The organism is Paeniglutamicibacter gangotriensis Lz1y, from assembly GCF_000348945.1.
GTDB lineage: Bacteria > Actinomycetota > Actinomycetes > Actinomycetales > Micrococcaceae > Paeniglutamicibacter > Paeniglutamicibacter gangotriensis.
Genome location: NZ_AOCK01000007.1, coordinates 205,391 through 225,417, shown reverse-complemented (window position 1 = coordinate 225,417; position 20,027 = coordinate 205,391). Strand labels below are relative to the sequence as shown.

The following is a 20,027-nucleotide window of genomic DNA, read 5'->3' as shown; positions in this document are numbered from 1 at the left end:
TCCTAGCGTTTCGGACTCCACCGGTATTCGTACTCCGGACGACCCCGGGTCCCGTGCCGCGGTGCCTTCTCGGCCTGGCCATCATCGGCCAGATGCTCCAAGTAGCGCCGCGCGGTGACCCGGGAGATCTCCAGGACCTCAGAGACCTCGGTGGCCGAGAGCGCTGCGCTCGTCGAGCGCAGCGTCTGGGCAATGGCGCCCAGGGTCTCGGTGATTAGTCCCTTGGGCAGCGGGGCGTGGCCCACCGAGCGCAGTGCGGCAAACGCGTTGTCGATCGATTCCTGTGAGGCCGAGGGCCCGGTGGTGCCCAGATTGAAGCGGAACATCCGGTAATTTTCCAGCTTTTCGGAAAACGCGGCGAAGCCAAAGGGTTTGATCAGGTACTGGGTGACGCCCGCGGAGATCGCGGTGCGCACCACGTTCAGGTCCCGGATTGCGGTGATCGCGATGATGTCCACGGTGTTCCCGCGCCCGCGCACCCTCCGGGCGACATCCAGACCGTGCAGATCCGGCAGATTCATATCCAGCAGCACCAAGTCGATGGGGGTGCCGGCCTCCAGTGCTGTATCCAGAGCCGCGAAGGCTTCCCGTCCGCTGTGCGCGACGGCGTGCACAGCAAATCCCGGTACCCGGTTGGTGAACTTGGCATGTGCCGCGGCGGTGGTGGCCTCATCGTCCACCACAAGCACGCGCAAATCTGGGTGCTGATCCATTTACCGGTGTTTCCTTGGGGTCTGATCATCGGATGGCATCGGGTCGGCGCCTCGGGACACCGGGCCGGCAAGCGGCAGGGTGACGGTGAAGATGGCTCCGGCATCATTATCCACCTCGAGGGACCCGTTCAGGCGCGCCACCGCCTGTCGCACCAGGGCCAGGCCTAGGCCGCGCGACCCGCTGCCGGGGCCCACCGGCTTGGAGGAGGACCCCAGCCGGAAGTATTCATCGAGCAGATCGGGGTCCACCCCAGGCCCTGAATCGGCCACCGAAATCACCACCGAGTCGGTATCTGCGGCAAAATCCGCCCAGACCCGACGCAGCTGAGAGCCGGCCGCTGCATCAAATGCGTTATCCAGCAGGTTCCCGGTGATGGTCACCAAATCCCGGGCATCCAACGCACCGGTGGGCAGGTGCCCGGAAGCACTCATGGTCAGCGTGATCCCGCGCTCGTGCGCCTGGGCGGCCTTGCCCACCAGCAGTGAGGTCAGGTACGGCTCGTCGACGGCCTGCACAAATTCGTCGGTGAGCCGCTGGGATTCCTGCCGGTCGGCCACCGCGAAGTCCAAGGCCTCCCGTTCCCTGCCCAGCTCGATCAGCGTCGCGACGGTATGCAGCCTATTGGCGTGCTCGTGAGTCTGGGCACGCAATGCTTCGGTCAGGGTCCGCATCGATTCCAGTTGCCCGGTCAACGCCTGCACCTCGGTATGGTCGCGCAGCGTGGCCACGGTGCCCAGCGAGGATTCGACCAGGCGCCGGCGCAGCGGCCAGGGCACCCTGGCCTCGGGGCCCGAATCTGGTTGCTCGGCGTTCTGCTGGGAGATGACCAACACCCGGTTGTTGGTCAGGTGGATCTCGTCGGTGGCGCGACGGCCCGAGGCAAAAAGCTCGGCCACGGTCTCGGGCAGCCCGACCTTGTCCACCGGCAGCGGGCGCAGTGAGCCGGCCGGAGGCAGGCCCAGCAACTGGGCTGCTTGGTCGTTGTAGAGCACCAGCCGGCCCTTGGCATCGACCAGCACCAACCCCTCGCGCAGCGAATGCAGGGCGGAAAAATAGTAGGCATAGAGCCGGCGCAGCTCCTCGGGCCCATAGCCCAGGGTGGCCCGGCGCAAGTAGCGGGCCAGCGCGTAGGTGAACACCGCGCCGAGTCCGGCGGCCAGCAGCCCCACCCCGAGCGTTGTCGGTATCTGCGCGGCCTGGGTGACGCTCAACGATTGCAGGGTCACTCCCACCGCGACCATGGCCGTCACGTTTCCTGCGGCGTCACGGATCGGGGCGATGGCACGCACCGAGGGGCCCAAGGTCCCGGCATAGTCCTCCACCAGGCTCTGCCCGGCCAGCGGAGACTCGACGCTGCCGACGTATTGGCGCCCAATCTCTCCGGCGGTCGGGTGGGTGTAGCGGGTGCGATCGGTATCCATGATGGTCACGAAGTCCACCGTGGCGTGCCGCAACACTTCCCCGGTGTAGGGCTGCAATACGGCGGACGGGTCATCACCCTGCACCGCCAAGGTCACAAACGGGTCGTGGGAGAGCGTCTCGGCCACCGAGAGCACCCGCATGGCAGCGAATTCGTGGGCTTGGCTGCGGGCGTTGAGGTAGTTCGCGGTGGAGAGAACCAACACCACCAGCGAAATCAGGGCCAGCTGCGCGACGAAGATGCGGGTGGCCAGCGAATAGGAGGACCTCGGTCCCCGTGCGGCGCCGCGGGACACCGTGGAGCGTGGCGCTGGCTGCGGCATCGGTGGGCCCTCCTTCAGCTTCTCGGTTCGGCGGCGGGCACCCGGGCGGTGCTTCGTCCCGGTGCGTTGTGCTCCGCCCACAAGGGTGGCATGCCCCGGAGGGCGCCATGACCATTATGAACACAAGAGAGATGTCGGTCACTTTCGCACCCACCATAGATGAAGTACACGGGAGCTCGAGCGCCACCAGCACCCGAGTTCCCCGACACAAAAACTTTCAGAAGGAGCCACATCATGACATCGACGCCGGCATCGATCGGAGTCCTGGACCGGGACCCCCACGAAAACCAGGATCCACCGGTCAAAAAGGACCGCACCCACTGGCTGTACATCATGGTCATCGTTGCCGTGGTGGCCGGTGCGACCATCGGCCTGGTGGCCCCGGACCTGGGCAAGGCGCTTAAGCCGTTGGGCACCGGGTTCGTGGCGTTGATCAAAATGATCATCGCCCCGGTGATCTTCTGCACCATCGTGCTGGGCATCGGCTCGATCGCCAAGGCCGCCACGGTCGGCAAGGTCGGCGGACTGGCACTGCTCTACTTCATGACCATGTCCACCTTCGCCCTGGCCATCGGCCTGTTCGTGGGCAACCTGATCCACCCGGGTGCCGGGTTGAAGCTGGAGAAGTACGAAAACGCTGCGGCCAGCGCCGAGAACGGCACCGTGAAGTTCCTGCTGGATTTGATCCCCGGGGACATCCCGGTGCTCCCGACCCTGGTCCTGGCCCTCTTCGTCGGCTTCGCGCTGCAGTCCATGGGCAAGAGCGGGGAACCGGTGCTCGGCGCCATCAAGAGCATCCAGGCAGTGGTCTTCCGCCTGATGATGATGATCATGTGGCTCGCCCCGATCGGCGCCTTCGGTGCCATCGCCGCGGTGGTCGGTGCCACCGGTTGGGCCGCCATCGGCTCCATGGCCATCCTCATGGGCGCCTTCTACGCCACCTGTGCCCTGTTCATCGTCGTGGTCCTGGGGTCGATGCTGCGCGCGGTGACCGGCCTGAACATCTTCGCGCTGATGAAGTACCTGGCCCGCGAATACCTGCTGATCTTCTCCACCTCCTCCTCCGAATCGGCGCTGCCGCGGCTGATCGCCAAGATGGAGCACGCCGGGGTCTCCAAGCCGGTTGTAGGCATCACGGTTCCCACCGGCTACTCCTTCAACCTTGATGGCACCGCGATCTACCTGACCATGAGCGCCCTGTTCGTCTCCACCGCGATGGGCATGCCGATGAGCCTGGGCGAGCAGATCTCCTTGCTGGTCTTTATGATCATCGCCTCCAAGGGGGCCGCGGGAGTCACCGGCGCCGGCCTGGCCACGCTGGCCGCTGGCCTGCAGTCGCACCGCCCGGAACTGCTTGATGGCATGGGCGTGATCGTGGGCATCGACAAGTTCATGTCCGAGGCCCGCGCGCTGACCAACTTCACCGGCAACGCCGTGGCCACCTTGTTGATTGGCAAGTGGACCAAGGAAATCGATATGGACCAGGCCCGTGCGGTACTGGCCGGGGACCGTCCCTTCGACGAGCTGTCGCTGACCGCCAACGAGCACTAGCGCCACCGCACCACCAGCTGAGGAACGCCAGGGCGCCGCACGAGCGGGCGCCCTGGCGTTGGTGTGTGCACCGCCATAGCCCAACATTGGACTTCAACTTCAAGGTAAAGGCTCGCCGTAACGCCGATTGGGCAAAGGCTGGCGCACAACCTATACCCTTGAAACCAGTAGACAACAACATCGCACAACGAACGGAAGCGTGGTTCATACCGTGAGCGAGGAACAGGGCAGCAAGTCGCGAGGCGCGGGCTTACTCAAGGAGCCCACACCGTTGGGACCCACCGGGCGGCCGATGACGATTTTCCCCGAGCCTTTGCCACTGGAATCCCACGGCCCGGCCCGCGTGATTGCCATGGTTAACCAGAAGGGCGGGGTCGGCAAGACCACCTCGACCATCAACCTGGCCGCGGCCCTGGCCGAGTACGGCCGCAAGGTGCTGCTGGTGGACTTCGACCCCCAGGGTGCCCTCTCGGCAGGCTTCGGGACCAACCCGCACGAGCTGGACGTCACCGTGTACAACGTGCTGATGGACCGCAAGACCGGAATTCGCGACGCGATCATCACCACCGACGTCGAGAATGTTGATCTGTTGCCGGCCAACATTGACCTCTCGGCAGCAGAAGTGCAGCTGGTTAACGAGGTGGCACGCGAGCAGGTCTTAGAACGTGCCCTGCGTTCGGTCACCGACGACTACGACATCGTGCTCATCGACTGCCAGCCGTCGCTGGGACTGCTCACCGTCAACGCGTTGACCGCCGCACACGGGGTCATCATCCCGCTGACCGCCGAGTTCTTCGCGCTGCGCGCCGTGGCGCTGCTGGTGGAAACCATCGAGAAGGTCCAGGACCGGCTGAACCCGGCGCTGGCCATCGACGGGGTGCTGGCCACCATGTACGACCCGCGCACCCTGCACGGCCGCGAGGTCGTGGGCCGGTTGGTCGAGGCCTTCGGGGACACCGTCTTTGAGACGGTGATCCGCCGGACCATCAAGTTCGCCGACGCCAACGTCGCGGCCGAACCCATCACGTCCTACGCGACCAATCACCCCGGGGCCGAGGCCTACCGCCAGCTGGCCAAGGAATTGATATCCCGTGGTGGCGCCCCGTAATGACGGCACCCGCCGCTGACACCCTGGCCACCGAGCCGGTTCCCGATGCGGAACCGACCGGTGGCTTTCGGGTTTCGCTGCAGAACTTCACCGGACCCTTCGACCTGCTGCTCTCGCTGATCGCCAAGCGCGAGCTGGACATCACGCAGATCGCCATGGCCGAGGTCACCGACGATTTTATTGCCTACCTCAAGGTGCTCACCGCCCTGCCCGGGTCCAAGTCCCTGGATGAGACCACCGAGTTCCTGGTCATCGCCTCCACCTTGTTGGACTTGAAGGCGGCGCGCCTGCTGCCCAACGCCGACGCCGAGTCCGAGGAGGACATGGCGCTGCTCGAGGCCCGCGACCTGCTTTTTGCCCGGTTGCTGCAATACAAGGCGTTTAAGCACGCCGCCGGCTGGATCGGGACAAAACTACGCGACGAGGCCGAAAGCTACCCGCGCATGGCGGGGCTCGAGGCACACTTCGCCGCGCTGCTACCGGAACTGATGTTCAACACCACCCCGGGCTCACTGGCCCAGCTCGCCGCCGCGGCCCTGGCCCCCAAGACACCTGCCCCCACCGAAGTGGGCATCGCCCACCTGCACGGGGGCAACGTCTCGGTGCGCGAACAGGGACTGATCCTGGCCGAGAAACTGCGTCAACACGGCACACTAGCCTTTGGCGAACTGGTCGCCGACGCCCCCACGCAGCTGGTGGTGGTAGCCCGCTTCCTCGCGCTGCTGGAGATGTACCGGGATCAGGTCGTCGCCTTCACCCAGGACGCACCGCTGGAAGAGTTGCTGGTGCGCTGGCAATCGAGTGAAACCGACTGGGATCCGGCGGCGCTGAGCGAGGAATACGGTCCCGTCCCGGTGCCTGCCGGCGAGAGATCGGACACAACAACGCCCACGGCACCCGCGGAGGGACCATGAACCACAGCCCGAACGATCCCGCCAGCCTGTCCTGGGCAGGTCATCCGCGGGATGACGGGGCTCCGCGCAGCGAGGTGGACGCGTTGCCCGGGGGGCTGTGTGCCGGCATCGAGGCGGTGCTGATGGTCATCGACGAGCCCATCGGCGCGTCGGCCCTGGCACGGGTGCTCCAGGTCGGTGAGGATCGCGTCACAGCGGCCCTGCAAGAGCTGCGGGCACAGTATGATGGTGGGGATACACCACGCGGTTTTGAGCTGCGTGAATTGGCCGGCGGCTGGCGCATCTTCTCTCGACGTGAATTTGCTTCCTTCGTTTCACGCTTCGTCATCGACGGCCAAACGGCAAGACTTACTCAGGCAGCGTTGGAAACCTTGGCTGTGATCGCCTACCGGCAACCGGTCTCCCGCGGCAGGATCGCGGCGATTCGCGGGGTCAATGTCGATTCGGTGGTACGCACCCTTCTGACGCGCGGGCTCATTCATGAAGCGCCCGACGACGGTGATAGTGGTGCCACGTTGTATCAGACCACCACGTACTTTCTGGAAAGATTGGGACTGGGCAGTATCTCCGAGCTGCCCCGGCTCTCCCCGTATCTTCCCGGAGTGGGTGACATTGACGATTACGACGTTGATTCGCCTTGGCAATCGGCGAACCACGACACGACATAAGGACAGATCATGACCCAGGGATCCCGCCCAGGCCGCGGAAACCAGCGCTCCGAAGGCTCCGGCAACGGCCGCGGCCGCGGAGCGTCCGGCGCTGGCCGTTCCAACGACAAGCCGCGCTCGTCCACCCCGCGTTCGGGCTCCGAACGCGGCACCGAGGGATCAACAGGTTCCTGGTCCAAGGCACACGGCGGTCCCAAGCAGGCCAAGAAGTCAGGTGCCCCGGCCAAGAAATACGGTGGACCCAAGGCCTTCGGCAAGGAACGCTTCGGACAGAGCCTGGGCCCGGTTGACGCCGTGCGCACCAAGCCGACCCAGCGCGCCCAAGCGCAGGCAGCCAACTCGGATCTTGAGGGTGTGCGCCTGCAGAAGGTCATGGCCAACGCCGGGGTGGCATCGCGCCGCGTCTGCGAGGAAATGATCGCCAACGGCCGCGTCGAGGTCAACGGCACCCTCATCGTGGAACCCGGTGTGCGCATCGACCCCGAGCGCGACAGGGTACACGTGGACGGCATGCGCCTGCAGCTGAACGCCGCGATGCAGTACTTCGTCTTCAACAAGCCGCGCAACGTCGTCTCCACCATGGAAGATCCCGAGGGTCGCAAATGCGTCGCTGACTTCCTGCGCAAGCAGGGCCAGACACGCCTCTTCCATGTGGGCCGCCTCGACTACCAGACCGAGGGCCTGCTGCTGCTGACCAACGACGGAGAGGCAGCCAACCGGCTGGCCCACCCCTCCTACGAAGTCCCCAAGACCTACCTGGTGCAGGTCCGCGGCACGCTGCCCGCGGGCATCGGCGCGCAAATGAAGAAGGGCATCAAGCTCGAAGACGGGTGGGCCTCGGTCGATTCCTTCCGGATCATCGATTCCACCCCCGGGCACATGCTCGTGGAAGTCATCTTGCACTCGGGCCGCAACCGCATCGTCCGCCGCCTCTTTGATGAGGTCGGATTCCCCGTCACCCGCCTGGTGCGCGTGCAGGTCGGACCCATCCGCCTGGGCGACCAGAAGCAGGGCGCCATCCGTCCGCTGGGCAACCAGGAAGTCGGGCACCTGCTGGCAATGGTGGGGATGTAGCTTCATGCCCACCACGCACCTGGCCGGACCGATCTTGGTTCTTGGCACCGGGCTGCTGGGCACCAGCGTGGGGCTGGGGCTGAGCCAGCGCGGGCTTTCCGTCTGGCTTTCCGACCCCTCTCCCACGGCCCAAACCGTCGCGCAGGACATCGGCGCCGGCACCGTGATAGTGCCCGGGAAACCCTTGGCCCCCGAGCTGGTGGTGGTTGCCGCGCCGCCTGATGTCACCGTCGCCGTCGTCGCCCAAGCCTTGTGCGACTACCCGATGTCCACCGTGGTGGACATCGCCTCGGTCAAGGGCTCAATCCTGGCCGGGGTGCAAAGCGATCCGCGGATCACCGCCGCGCACCTGGCCCGCTACGTGGGCACCCACCCGATGGCTGGGCGCGAACGCTCGGGTCCGGCCTCGGCACGCAGCGGACTGTTCACCTCGATGCCGTGGGTCATCTGCGCGCACTCCGGTTCGCGCGGCGACGCGGTGAAGACCGCCGAGGCCCTGGCCATCGATTTGGGGGCCACGGTCTCACGGATGAACGCGGTCGAGCACGATGATTCCGTCGCGCTGATCTCGCACTTCCCGCAGGTAGCCTCCTCGCTGATCGCCTCGAGGCTGCTCAGCGCCCCGGGGCATTCGCTGGCGCTGGCCGGCAACGGCTTGCGCGACACCACCCGGATCGCGGCCTCGGACCCGAGCCTGTGGATCCAGATCCTCAGCCACAACGCCGGGGCACTGGTCCCGATCCTGCGCGGCATGCGTGAGGACCTGGAACGGCTCATCGGCACCCTGGCCGACCCCACGGCCTCCGGCGCCCTGCTGGACCTCGCCGAGCTGATGGGGGAGGGCAACGCCGGACAGGCGCGCATCCCGGGCAAACACGGCGCCCCGCCGCAGGCCTTCGCCCTGGTCACCGTCGTGGTCAAGGACAAGCCGGGCCAGGTTGCCGCCTTGCTGGCCGATGTCGGGAACGCCGGCATCAACATGGAGGACCTGCGGATGGAACACTCCGCCGGACACCAGGTCGGACTGGTCGACATCTCCGTCATCCCCGGACGCCGGGAAGAATTGATCACAGTGCTCAGCGCACTAGGTTGGAAGGTTGTGCAGTAATGCAGAGAATCACCGTGGCCATCGACGGCCCCTCCGGAAGCGGCAAGTCCTCGGTCTCCAAGGAGGCGGCCCGCCGCCTGAATGCGGCTTACCTGGACACCGGTGCCATGTACCGGGCCGTGACCTGGCATGCACTGGATGCCGGCACGGACCTCGCCGACGCAGCGGCCGTCACCGCAGCGGTGAAGGCAGCTGAGCTGTTCATCTCCACCGACCCGGACGTGGAACGCATCACCATCCACGGCACCGATGTCACCGAGGCCATCCGCGAACCGTTCGTCTCCGCGGCGGTCTCGGCGGTGGCCACCAACCTTCAGGCACGCGCGGAGCTGGTGGCCCGGCAGCGGGCCATCATCAACGAGCATGAGCGGATCGTGGCCGAAGGCCGGGACATCACCACCGTGGTGGCCCCCGACGCCGACGCCCGCATCCTGCTCACCGCATCCGAGGAGGCGCGCCTGCGCCGCCGCGGACTGCAACTGGGCGGAACCCAGAGCGCCGCCGAACTCGAGGCCCAGGTGCTCGCCCGCGACGCCAAGGACTCCACGGTGGTCAACTTCCAGGTTGCCGCCGACGGCGTGGTGACCGTCGACTCCTCGGAGCTCGACTTCGAACAGACCGTGGCGACGGTGCTTGAGGCCATCAAGGCCCAGGCCGCCTAAGACACCACCTGATCCGCCGCCACACGGATCACCCCCCCCTATCCCCACCGGAGGGCAGTTGCGCCAAGGCGCCGCTGCAGCCCCCCGGGGGAGACATGCTTGAATTGATACGGCTTCCGCGTTTGGTGGAGGCACGCAACGCAAAGGAACCACACCATGAGTGAGAGCCTGCTTCCGGACGAGGGCGCCGAATACGTCCCGTTCAACGAGGACAACATCGCCGACCGCCTGGCCGAAATCAGCGACGAGGACGCCGACGCGCGTGCCACCTCCCTGCTGGCAGGTCTTCAGGACTACGACCTGGACTCCGAAGACGCCGAGCTGCTGGCGCACCTGAACGATGACTACGATGACGACGCCGACGAGGTCATCGCCCCGGTGCTGGCCATCATCGGGCGTCCCAACGTGGGCAAGTCCACGCTGGTCAACCGCATCCTGGGCCGCCGCGAAGCGGTCGTGGAGGATGTCCCGGGCGTGACCCGCGACCGCGTCACCTACCAGGCCGAATGGCTGGGCAAGACCTTCACACTGGTGGACACCGGTGGCTGGGAACATGACGCCAAGGGCATCCACGCCCGCGTCGCCGAGCAGGCCGAAATGGCCGCTGACCTGGCCGACGTCATCCTTTTTGTGGTGGACTCGCGCGTCGGGGCCACCGCCACCGACGAGGCAGTGGTCAAGATGCTGCGCCGGAAGAAGAAGCCGGTGCTGCTGGTGGCCAACAAGGTTGACGACGCCAACCAGGAAGCCGACGCCTCCTTCCTCTGGGGCCTGGGCTTCGGCCAGCCCTGGCCGGTCTCGGCCCTGCACGGCCGCGGTGCCGCGGACCTGCTTGACGCCGTGGTAGCCAAGCTGCCCGAGCACTCGGCCTTCGGCGGGATCATCCCGCGTGGCGGCCCGCGCCGCATTGCGCTGGTCGGCCGCCCGAACGTGGGCAAGTCCTCGCTGTTGAACAAGATGGCCGGCTCGGAGCGCGTGGTCGTTGACAACGTCGCTGGCACCACCCGTGACCCGGTTGATGAGCTCGTGGAGCTCGGCGACGAAATCTGGCGCTTCGTGGACACCGCGGGCATCCGCCGCCGCCAGCACATGGCCCAGGGTTCGGACTACTACGCCTCGCTGCGTACCCAGGCCGCCCTGGAAAAGGCCGAGGTCGCCGTCGTGCTGATCGCCGTCGACGAGGTGCTCTCCGAGCAGGATGTGCGCATCTTGCAGATGACCATTGACTCGGGCCGTGCCTTGGTGCTCGCTTTCAACAAGTGGGACCTGATGGACGATGACCGCCGCCGCTACCTCGAGCGCGAGATCGAACAGGACCTCGCCCACGTTGAGTGGGCCCCGCGCGTGAACATCTCGGCCAAGACCGGCTGGCACAAGGACCGGCTCGTTCCGGCCCTGCACACGGCCCTGGAATCGTGGGATAAGCGCATCTCCACCGGCAAGCTCAACACCTTCCTGGGCGAGCTTGTGGGAGCCCATCCGCACCCCCTGCGCGGAGGCAAGCAACCACGTATTCTCTTCGGTACCCAGGTGTCCTCCCGGCCACCGCGTTTTGTTCTGTTCACCACTGGTTTCTTGGATCCGGGGTACCGTCGTTTCATTACCCGCAGGCTTCGTGAGACCTTCGGTTTTGAGGGCACTCCCATTGAAGTGGCGATGCGTGTGCGCGAAAAGCGTCAGCGTTCGAAGTAGCCCCAAAAATGGGGTAGGGTAATCACGGAGCTTTTCGCAGACGGCACCTTCATGAAAATGAGGGAGAACGGCTGCGAAAGCAACCGGGCTATGGCGCAGCTTGGTAGCGCGCCTGACTGGGGGTCAGGAGGCCGTGGGTTCGAATCCCGCTAGCCCGACCGGTTAATACCCCGGCAGAACAACGAAGTAGCGTTGATCTGCCGGGGTTTTTCCATGTCCGGGGACTTTTCCCCACTCCGTCGGGTTTCCACGGATTGCTGTTGGTCTACCGGAACTGAAAGTGCCCAGAAGGTGCCCACCGATTTCGCCGGCTTGTTCGCACGGCCGCACGAGGACCCAGATAGCCATCTAGGGGCCCACGCGTGGGCCGATTCCCGCCAGTAATGCCGTGGAAGCCCGTCAGGACCATGGCATCGCGTCAAGCTCTGTAGCTCCATCTCCGGGGCGAGGACAAAGAAAAAGCGCCCCATCCCAGCGAACCTCCTGCACCGGGGTGGGGGAGTCGTGGAGTCAGGCGCCAGCGGCCGCGTGCGGCCGGCGATGCTAGCTAGTCGGTGGCAGTGGACTGCTCGGGGGATCGGGGCCTTGTGGTCTCGGCGGGAGCCTCTGGGCGATCGGCAACGGCGTCCGGGGACTGCCTCCGCGTTTCGGCCGATGCGTCGCGGGCATCGTCCTGCGTCTTGATTTCCGACTTCAAGGCCTTCATCTTCTTGCCACGAGAACGCCACAGGTGCCAGAACGCTGCGATGCCAACGAAGAGGATCAGGGCCGCTGCCGCACCACCGATGCTCCACGACGGGAACCACGTGGCGCTGATATCAATCATCGAACGAGCCTTGGCCGCGGCGCCGGACGAATTCGCGTAGATGCTCAGGGTCAGCAGGTTCGGAGTAGCGGCCAAGACCGCCACCCCGATGATCACTGCCTTCCAAGGCCACGAAACTTTCTTGTAGCGGGCCTGCCAAGCAACGAACAACGGAATGAAAGTAAATATGAAGCCATAAACCAGGCCAAGGATGATGCCGCTGGTGATTGAACCCTGTGTCTGATTACCGATCCGGGTGGCCCACCAAACCGGCAGGAATAGCCGCACCACCAGGTAGACGATCGCTAAAAGGGCGAGGGCAGCTACACCCAGACCAATGCGACGGCCCCAGCGGGGTTTGGTGTCAGCTTTCTGGGAATCCGCGGCTGCGCGCGGGACGTGGTTCTTGGAATCATCCATAAATGCATCTTCCCATGCCGCACCCAAAACTATGGAGATTTAGATACTCCTCCATGCTCGAAAACCCGTGTGCGGCTAGTAGGCTAATCTGGTGGGAGTGGGATTGTCCTAATATGGGGTGGGACAACGTCTAATTGAGAATTATAAGTAGGAATTTTGGGAGGACCGGAAATGGCTGAAGCTCAGGTGCCTAACCAGCAGCACGAAACGTCTGCGGAGACGACGGGAATTGCTTTGCCTCCCGTGACCCGTGAACCGGTTGTTTTCTACGGCCTGAGCCCCGAAGAGCGTGCCGCTGTTTCCGCTTTGCCCTCAGGATCCGCCCTGTTGATCGCCCACTCGGGGCCGAACCACGGCGCACGCTTCCTGCTTGACCAGGACATGACGCAGGCCGGACGCCACCCGGAGGCAGGGGTCTTCCTCGACGACGTCACCGTATCGCGCAAGCACGCCCAGTTCCTTCGTAGCGCCGAAGGCTTCAAGGTCGTTGATAGCGGTTCGTTGAATGGTACCTACGTCAACAATGACCGCGTTGACTCAGTGCGCTTGACCAACGGCTCGGAAGTTCGCATCGGCAAGTTCCGGCTGACCTTCTACGACGCCCTGCCCAACAACCCGGCAAACACCCGCGACTAAGCAGGACGACGTAGTGAACCAGGCAGCACGAAACCAGCGGCTGGCAGTAGTTTCCAGCGATACCCAGCGCCCCGTTGCGCTCAATATCGGCGAGGTGCTGTCCGAACTCCACGATGAGTTTCCTCAGGTGACGGCGTCGAAGATCCGTTTTCTCGAAGAAAAAGGATTGCTGACCCCACAACGCACCTCGGCCGGGTACCGCAAGTATCTGCCCGATGATGTGGGGCGCCTGCGTTTCATCCTCGGATTGCAACGCGACCAGTACCTGCCGTTGAAGGTCATCAAGGACTACCTGGACGCCGTAGACAGCGGCGAGCGTCCCGATCAGCTGCCCGGGGGCCACACCCTGGCTCCGCGAAGCATCAGCGAGCAGATGACCCAGGACCTGGCCGCACGCACCCGTCCGGTGACCAAGGCAGAACTGCAGGGGCTCTGCGGTGCCAGCCCGGACTTGGTCGACGACCTCCTGGCGTTCGGCATGATAACTCCCGAAAATGATCGCTTTGACGAACATGCGCAGCGCATTGCTGCGGCCTCCGCGGCCCTGGCGGGGCATGGCATCGAGCCGCGTCACCTGCGCGCCTTCCGCGCAGCGGCCGACCGTGAAGTGGGATTGGTTGAACGCGTCGTGGCCCCGCAGATGAGTCGGGGAGATGTGGCCTCACGCGCCCGCGCCGCAGAGACTGCCCGCGAAATCAGCGATGCCTGCATGGCATTGCATGGTGCCCTGGTCAACGGTGCGATTGCTAAATTGGATCATTAGTCCGGCCGCGGTGGCCTGGAGACCGGCCACGGAACAAGGAGCGAACGATGCATGAACTTGAAGTAGTGGGAGTTCGCATAGAACTTCCCTCCAATCAGCCGCTTGTCCTGCTCAAGGAACTCAACTCCGCTCGGCATCTGCCGATCTGGATCGGTGCCCCCGAGGCCTCTGCCATCGCCATGTTCCAACAGGGGCTTGTCCCTCCGCGACCGCTGACCCACGACCTGATGATTTCCACGCTGCAGGCACTGCACGCGCCCTTGGTGCGGGTGGAAATCGTGTCGGTCCTCAACGCCGTCTTCACCGCGGAATTGGTCTTTGCCGATGAGGTTCGGGTCGATGCAAGGTCCTCGGACGCCATCGCCCTGGCACTACGGGCGGAATGCCCGATCCTCTGCGACGAAGGGGTATTGCAGGAAGCCTCCGTGATGGTTTCAGACGACTCCGAGGTCGGCGAGGGCGAAGAAGACCAGGTCCGGGAATTCCGCGAATTCCTCAATGAGGTCGAACCCGAAGATTTCGATAAATAGACGACCGTCCGCGACACGCCTCAAGTTAAGCTTGAAGGTCTTTGACGAAGACCCTTTGTAGTCGTACCGTCGAAGCATAAGTTTCCCTAGGTTTGCCTCGGACGGTATTCGGTTTCACTCGTAACGAAGTCGTTCCATGCCCCGGCAGTCCTCCTTCCCTCGCGGGATGCTTGAGCAAGGAGATTCCAATGAATCCCACGGACGACCAACACGCGACCTCACCGAGGCATGCCGTGTCCCATCAAAATACCCAAGGGCTCCTCTTCACCGAGGACCTGCCGGTGCTTGACGAGGACGCCGGTTACCGAGGCCCGATCGTTTGCAAGGCCGCGGGTATCACCTACCGCCAACTCGATTACTGGGCACGCACCGGACTGGTTGAACCAGCCGTTCGCGAGGCCAAGGGATCTGGTTCCCAACGTCTCTACGGGTTCCGTGACATCTTGGTGCTCAAGGTCGTCAAGCGGCTCCTGGACACGGGTGTGTCCTTGCAGCAGATACGTACAGCCGTCGAACACCTGCGTGAGCGTGGGGTCGAGGACCTCGCCCAGATCACCCTGATGAGCGATGGTGCATCCGTCTACGAATGCACCTCTGCCGACGAGGTCATCGACCTGGTCCAAGGCGGACAGGGCGTCTTCGGCATAGCCGTGGGACGCGTGTGGCGAGAGGTTGAGGGATCCTTGTCGCAGCTGCCCAGCGAACGTGCCAGTAGCTTTCCAGAAGACGAGTTGGCCATGCGCCGGGCCGCGAAGCGCTCGGCTAGCTAAGGATCCAACCGCCCCGAATTTTCGAAAATGGGCCTCTTGCCTCCGCCGCCTTACCGGCATCGGACGCAAGAGGCCCATTCTTTTTGTCTGCGGGCAGAAACCACCACGGCAATGCTCCGGGCCAAGGGCAAACGAACGCCCCTCGGCCCCGGGAATTATCCGCGGGTCCGCGGGGCGGTCCGTAAATAGTAGGTTAGTGGCCTTCCGGCGCGCTTCTTGGCTAGGTGAGAGCGTGCTTCTTCGCGGTTTCGGTGATGTTACGTAGCAACTCGTCGAAGAGGTTCGCGGTTTTCTGTGCGGGGCGACCTGGCCACTGGTGCACCGAATATGCGGCACCCTGGATCTGCTGCCAGTCGGCAAACTCGGGAAGCTCGGGGCTCAGCACCGAGTTGCCGAACATGGAACGCATCTCGGTCAGCCGGAAGCGGTGTTCATCGGATTCCTTGCGCACACGGTTGGCGACCACATCGACACGGCCCAGGCCCGGAGAGTATTCCTTGCGGAACATTTCCAGGGCTCGCTGGGTGCGTTCGGTGCCGGCGACGGAGAACAATGACGGCTCGGCCACCAGCAGGATGCGGTCGCTGGCGGTCCACGCCATCCGGGTCAACCCGTTCAGGGAGGGCGGGCAGTCGATGAGCACCAGTGAGTAGCCGGAAGTCTTGGCCAGCAGCTGAGTCAGTCGGCGCAGGTCTCGGGCCCGCAGGTCGGGACGATCGTAAATCCCGGTATAGGCATCGCCCACTGCAACGTCGAGCACCGGAATTCGGGTCAACGAACGCTTGGATGCGGCCTTGGCCTGCCAAGAGCTGGAAACGATGTTGTCGGACAAATTCGCCCTGCGCGCAGCCTTGAGCATCCTTCCGATGGTCATCTTCCCATCCGCTCTGACACCCAGACCCGTGCTGGCATCTGCATGCGGATCCAAATCGATGACCAGTGTGGGGATACCAGCTGCTAGGGCGGCCGAAGCAAGCCCCAATGTAACGGAGGTCTTCCCTACGCCACCTTTAAGGCTGCTAATGCTCACTACCTGCACGGAACGGACCACGCCCTTTTCTACTGTTAGTTGCTCGCGTCTAATTGTTTGGTTCCCATAACATCATAATCGGGTTCCGTGTTCTTTGCCGCCACGGTCGTCAACGGTCCTTTGACACCACTGTTTCGTACCCCGCGCAATCTTTTGCCGCACGTGCGGCCGATCACGGTAGGGTGTGGATTTGGGGCGCCAGAGCATCGATGCCCACTCCCTTTCAGCCGCGGGTTCATACCCAGAACCCGCATGACTTCATCCTTTTATCATTTGGCAGGAGCGCCATGTTTAAGAAGATCTTGGTAGCCAACCGCGGCGAGATCGCTATTCGCGCCTTCCGCGCCGGCTACGAGCTGGGCGCGAAGACCGTCGCCGTTTACCCGTACGAGGATCGTAATTCGATCCACCGCCAGAAGGCCGATGAGGCCTACCAGATCGGTGAAGAAGGACACCCGGTCAGGGCCTACCTGGATGCCGAAGAAGTCATCCGGGTCGCCAAGGAAGCCGGCGCGGACGCCATCTACCCGGGCTACGGATTCTTGGCCGAGAACCCCGATCTTTCACGCGCAGCGGCGGAAGCTGGCATCAAGTTCATCGGCCCGGCGGCCGAAATCCTTGAAATGGCGGGAAACAAGGTGGAGGCCCTGCGCTCCGCCCGTGCGGCGGGCATTCCCGTCCTGGAGTCTTCGGAGCCCAGCTCCGATGTCGAATACCTCAGCGCAGAAGCCGACAAGATCGGTTTCCCGGTCTTCGTCAAGGCAGTCGCCGGCGGCGGCGGCCGCGGCATGCGCCGCGTGGACACCCGCGACCAACTGGCCGAATCGCTCTCCGCAGCAATGCGCGAAGCCGCAAGCGCTTTTGGCGATGACACGATGTTCGTTGAACAGGCAGTGCTGCGCCCGCGCCACATCGAAGTGCAGATCCTCGCCGATGAGCACGGCAACGTCGTGCACCTCTTTGAGCGTGATTGCTCCTTGCAGCGCCGCCACCAGAAGGTCATCGAGATCGCCCCGGCACCAAACCTGGACGAGTCCATCCGCCAGGCCCTCTACGCCGACGCGGTCAAGTTCGCCAAGGCACTGAACTACCAAAACGCCGGAACCGTGGAGTTCCTGGTGGACACCGTGGGCGAACGCGCCGGACAGCACGTGTTCATCGAGATGAACCCGCGCATCCAGGTCGAGCACACGGTCACCGAGGAAATCACCGATGTCGACCTGGTGCAGGCGCAGATGCGCATTGCCGCCGGCGCGACCCTGGACGAACTCGATATCCGCCAGGACGAGCTGCAGATCCGTGGCGTCGCCCTGCAATCCCGCATCACCACCGAGGACCCGGCCAACGGCTTCCGCCCGGATGTCGGAACCATCACGGTTTACCGTTCCGCCGGCGGTTCGGGGGTGCGCCTCGACGGCGGCACCATCTACACCGGCGCCGAAGTCTCCCCGCACTTCGACTCGATGTTGGTCAAGCTCACCTGCCGTGGCCGCGACTTCTCCACGGCCACGGCCCGCCTGCGGCGTGCCCTGGCCGAATTCCGCATCCGCGGCGTGACCACGAACATCCCGTTCCTGATGAACGTGCTTGACGATCCGACCTTCTTGGCCGGCGAGGCAGCAACAGACTTCATCGACACCCACCCCGAGCTGCTGGCCGGCCGGAAATCACAGGACCGCGGCACCAAGGCGCTCTCGTTCCTGGCCGATGTGACGGTCAACCAGCCCCACGGCGATCGTGTTGACGGCATCGATCCGCGCAAGAAGCTGCCATCCTTCCCCGGGGACAAGGCCTCGCAGCCCGAGCGCAGCCCGTTTGACGGTCCCTCGGACCAGACACCGCCGGCCGGCTGGCGCCAGCGGCTGCTGGAGCTGGGCCCGGAAGGCTTCGCAAAGGCCCTGCGCGCGGAGACCGCTGTCGCGGTCACCGACACCACGTTCCGCGACGCCCACCAGTCGCTGTTGGCCACCCGGGTGCGAACCCGAGACCTGCTGGCCGCGGCACCGGCCTACGCGCATGTGCTGCCGCAGCTGTTCTCCATGGAGGTCTGGGGCGGGGCGACGTACGACGTGTCGCTGCGCTTCCTGGGCGAGGACCCGTGGAAGCGCCTGGCGCTGCTGCGTGCCGAGCTGCCCAACATCCCGTTGCAGATGCTGCTGCGTGGACGCAACACCGTGGGCTACACCCCGTACCCGACCGAGGTCACTGACGCGTTCGTGAAGGAAGCCGCTGCCACAGGCATCGACATCTTCCGGATCTTCGACGCGCTGAACGACGTCTCGCAGATGGCCCCGGCCATCAAGGCGGTGCGTGCCACGGGTACCGCGGTGGCCGAGGTGGCCCTGTGCTACACCGGCAACCTGCTGGACCCCGCCGAGGACCTGTACACGCTGGACTACTACCTGGAGTTGGCGCAGCAGATCGTCGATGCCGGGGCGCACATCCTGGCGATCAAGGACATGGCAGGGCTGTTGCGTCCCGCCGCCGCTGCCAAGCTGGTCACCGCGCTGCGCGAACGCTTCGACCTGCCGGTGCACCTGCACACCCATGATACCGCCGGCGGCCAGCTGGCAACGCTCATGGCCGCAATCGATGCGGGCGTGGACGCCGTGGACGTCGCCGCGGCCTCGATGGCCGGGACCACCTCCCAGCCCTCGTCCTCGGCACTGGTTGCCGCGTTGGAGAACACCGAACGCGACACCGGCATCTCCCTGGATGCTGCCGCTTCCCTGGAACCGTACTGGGAATCGGTGCGTGCCATGTACGCGCCGTTCGAATCCGGGCTTGCCGCCCCGACCGGACGGGTCTACCGGCACGAGATCCCCGGAGGCCAGCTCTCCAACCTGCGTCAGCAGGCCATCGCGTTGGGTCTGGGGGAGCGCTTCGAAGCCATCGAAGACATGTACACCGCGGCCAACCGCATCCTGGGCCGCCTGGTGAAGGTCACCCCGTCCTCCAAGGTGGTCGGCGATTTGGCCCTGGCCATGGTGGGCATGGGCGTGGATCCCGACGAGTTCGCGGCGGACCCGAAGTCCTTCGACATCCCGGACTCGGTCATTCAGTTCCTCTCCGGGGAACTGGGCAACCCTCCGGGCGGCTGGCCCGAGCCCTTCCGCTCCAAGGCGCTGGAAGGCCGCGTTGTGCGTCCGCACGTCGAGGAACTGGCCGCCGAGGACTCAGCCGCGCTGGAAGCCGATTCGGACACCCGCCGCAGCACGCTGAACCGTCTGCTCTTTGCCGGCCCGACCCGTGAATTCGCCGCCACGGTCGAAGCCTACGGGGATGTCTCCACGCTGCACACCCGCGACTACCTCTACGGGCTGGTCAAGGGCCGCGAACATGTGGTCTCGCTGGGCAAGGGCGTGCGCCTGCTGGTGATCCTGCAGTCGATCTCCGAGGCCGACGAGAAGGGCCTGCGCACCGTGACGGTGCTGCTCAACGGCCAGTCCCGTCAGCTGATGGTGCGCGATACCTCGGTCGAATCCACGGTCATTGTCGCGGAGAAGGCCGATTCGGCCGACCCGAACCACATCGCAGCACCGTTTGCCGGTGCGGTCACCCCGCAGGTGGCCGTCGGTGACCGGATCGAGGTCGGTGGCACGGTCGCGAGCATCGAGGCGATGAAGATGGAAGCTGGCATCACCTCTACGGTGGCAGGAACCGTCGCCCGCCTGGCGATCTCCGGCACCGCACAGGTGCAAGGTGGCGATCTGCTGATGGTCATCGATCCGGCATAATACCGGCCACACGGTCAACGAACGGGCAATGGGCCCGGTCGCCACCGCTCTCACGGGCAGGTGGTGGCCGGGTCCATCCGTATTTGCATGTTATTGTGCGAGA

17 protein-coding genes and 1 tRNA gene are annotated in these 20,027 nt (G+C 64.8%); 14 read left to right on the top strand and 4 right to left on the bottom strand.

Annotation, left to right across the window (positions count from 1 at the left end; genetic code table 11):
* Window positions 1–2: 2 nt before the first annotated feature.
* Together ADIAG_RS12975 and ADIAG_RS12970 are read right to left on the bottom strand one after the other, a co-directional pair.
* Window positions 3–713, bottom strand: coding sequence for a response regulator (locus ADIAG_RS12975; protein ID WP_007271840.1), 711 nt, complete (start codon window positions 711–713; stop codon window positions 3–5).
* A complete protein-coding gene (locus ADIAG_RS12970; protein WP_007271839.1) occupies window positions 714–2,456 on the bottom strand; it encodes a sensor histidine kinase in 1,743 nt (580 codons plus the stop codon). It lies immediately after the preceding gene.
* A gap of 234 nt (window positions 2,457–2,690) precedes the next feature.
* Here ADIAG_RS12970 and ADIAG_RS12965 point away from each other — a divergent pair, with 234 nt between their 5' ends.
* The 9 genes from ADIAG_RS12965 to ADIAG_RS12925 all read left to right on the top strand — a co-directional run bounded on the left by ADIAG_RS12965 (window position 2,691) and on the right by ADIAG_RS12925 (window position 11,391).
* Complete coding sequence (locus ADIAG_RS12965) at window positions 2,691–4,007, top strand: cation:dicarboxylate symporter family transporter (RefSeq protein WP_007271838.1); 1,317 nt, start codon at window positions 2,691–2,693, stop codon at window positions 4,005–4,007.
* A 211-nt stretch (window positions 4,008–4,218) separates the two neighbouring features.
* Window positions 4,219–5,115, top strand: a complete 897-nt coding sequence (locus tag ADIAG_RS12960) for a ParA family protein (RefSeq protein ID WP_007271837.1) — start codon at window positions 4,219–4,221, stop codon at window positions 5,113–5,115.
* Complete coding sequence (locus ADIAG_RS12955) at window positions 5,115–6,029, top strand: segregation and condensation protein A (RefSeq protein ID WP_007271836.1); 915 nt, start codon at window positions 5,115–5,117, stop codon at window positions 6,027–6,029. Before ADIAG_RS12960 ends, ADIAG_RS12955 begins: the two co-directional genes overlap by 1 nt.
* A complete protein-coding gene (scpB, locus tag ADIAG_RS12950; protein WP_007271835.1) occupies window positions 6,026–6,697 on the top strand; it encodes an SMC-Scp complex subunit ScpB in 672 nt (223 codons plus the stop codon). The genes ADIAG_RS12955 and scpB overlap by 4 nt, the downstream gene beginning before the upstream one ends.
* A 9-nt stretch (window positions 6,698–6,706) precedes the next feature.
* On the top strand, window positions 6,707–7,771 hold the full coding sequence (locus ADIAG_RS12945) for a pseudouridine synthase (RefSeq protein ID WP_007271834.1): 1,065 nt from the start codon (window positions 6,707–6,709) through the stop codon (window positions 7,769–7,771).
* A 4-nt stretch (window positions 7,772–7,775) separates the two neighbouring features.
* Window positions 7,776–8,879 carry a prephenate dehydrogenase gene (locus ADIAG_RS12940; protein ID WP_007271833.1) on the top strand — a complete coding sequence of 368 codons (1,104 nt, stop codon included), beginning with the start codon at window positions 7,776–7,778 and terminating at the stop codon, window positions 8,877–8,879.
* Window positions 8,879–9,541, top strand: coding sequence for a (d)CMP kinase (gene cmk / locus ADIAG_RS12935; RefSeq protein WP_007271832.1), 663 nt, complete (start codon window positions 8,879–8,881; stop codon window positions 9,539–9,541). The genes ADIAG_RS12940 and cmk overlap by 1 nt, the downstream gene beginning before the upstream one ends.
* A 156-nt stretch (window positions 9,542–9,697) precedes the next feature.
* Complete coding sequence (gene der / locus ADIAG_RS12930) at window positions 9,698–11,233, top strand: ribosome biogenesis GTPase Der (protein ID WP_007271831.1); 1,536 nt, start codon at window positions 9,698–9,700, stop codon at window positions 11,231–11,233.
* 84 nt (window positions 11,234–11,317) lie between these two features.
* Window positions 11,318–11,391 (top strand) — tRNA-Pro (locus ADIAG_RS12925).
* A gap of 389 nt (window positions 11,392–11,780) precedes the next feature.
* Here the strand turns inward: ADIAG_RS12925 and ADIAG_RS12920 are convergent.
* Complete coding sequence (locus tag ADIAG_RS12920; protein ID WP_007271830.1) at window positions 11,781–12,458, bottom strand: Sec-independent protein translocase family protein; 678 nt, start codon at window positions 12,456–12,458, stop codon at window positions 11,781–11,783.
* Window positions 12,459–12,629: 171 nt separating this feature from the next.
* Between ADIAG_RS12920 and ADIAG_RS12915 the strand changes: the two genes are divergently transcribed.
* From ADIAG_RS12915 to ADIAG_RS12900, 4 genes are all read left to right on the top strand, one after another.
* Window positions 12,630–13,094, top strand: coding sequence for an FHA domain-containing protein (locus ADIAG_RS12915; RefSeq protein ID WP_007271829.1), 465 nt, complete (start codon window positions 12,630–12,632; stop codon window positions 13,092–13,094).
* Between the two features lie 13 nt (window positions 13,095–13,107).
* Complete coding sequence (gene ftsR / locus ADIAG_RS12910; protein WP_007271828.1) at window positions 13,108–13,857, top strand: transcriptional regulator FtsR; 750 nt, start codon at window positions 13,108–13,110, stop codon at window positions 13,855–13,857.
* 47 nt (window positions 13,858–13,904) lie between these two features.
* Window positions 13,905–14,387, top strand: a complete 483-nt coding sequence (locus ADIAG_RS12905; RefSeq protein WP_007271827.1) for a bifunctional nuclease family protein — start codon at window positions 13,905–13,907, stop codon at window positions 14,385–14,387.
* A 188-nt stretch (window positions 14,388–14,575) separates the two neighbouring features.
* Entirely contained in the window at window positions 14,576–15,157 is a 582-nt protein-coding gene (locus ADIAG_RS12900) for a MerR family transcriptional regulator (protein ID WP_007271826.1), read from the top strand.
* Window positions 15,158–15,377: 220 nt separating this feature from the next.
* On the opposite strand, the gene ADIAG_RS12895 is transcribed toward ADIAG_RS12900, so the two are convergent.
* Window positions 15,378–16,196 carry a ParA family protein gene (locus ADIAG_RS12895; RefSeq protein WP_043474970.1) on the bottom strand — a complete coding sequence of 273 codons (819 nt, stop codon included), beginning with the start codon at window positions 16,194–16,196 and terminating at the stop codon, window positions 15,378–15,380.
* 278 nt (window positions 16,197–16,474) lie between these two features.
* On the opposite strand from ADIAG_RS12895, the gene ADIAG_RS12890 reads away from it, so the two are divergent.
* Window positions 16,475–19,924: a pyruvate carboxylase gene (locus ADIAG_RS12890; protein WP_007271823.1), complete on the top strand. Its 3,450-nt coding sequence runs from the start codon at window positions 16,475–16,477 to the stop codon at window positions 19,922–19,924.
* Window positions 19,925–20,027: the final 103 nt, after the last annotated feature.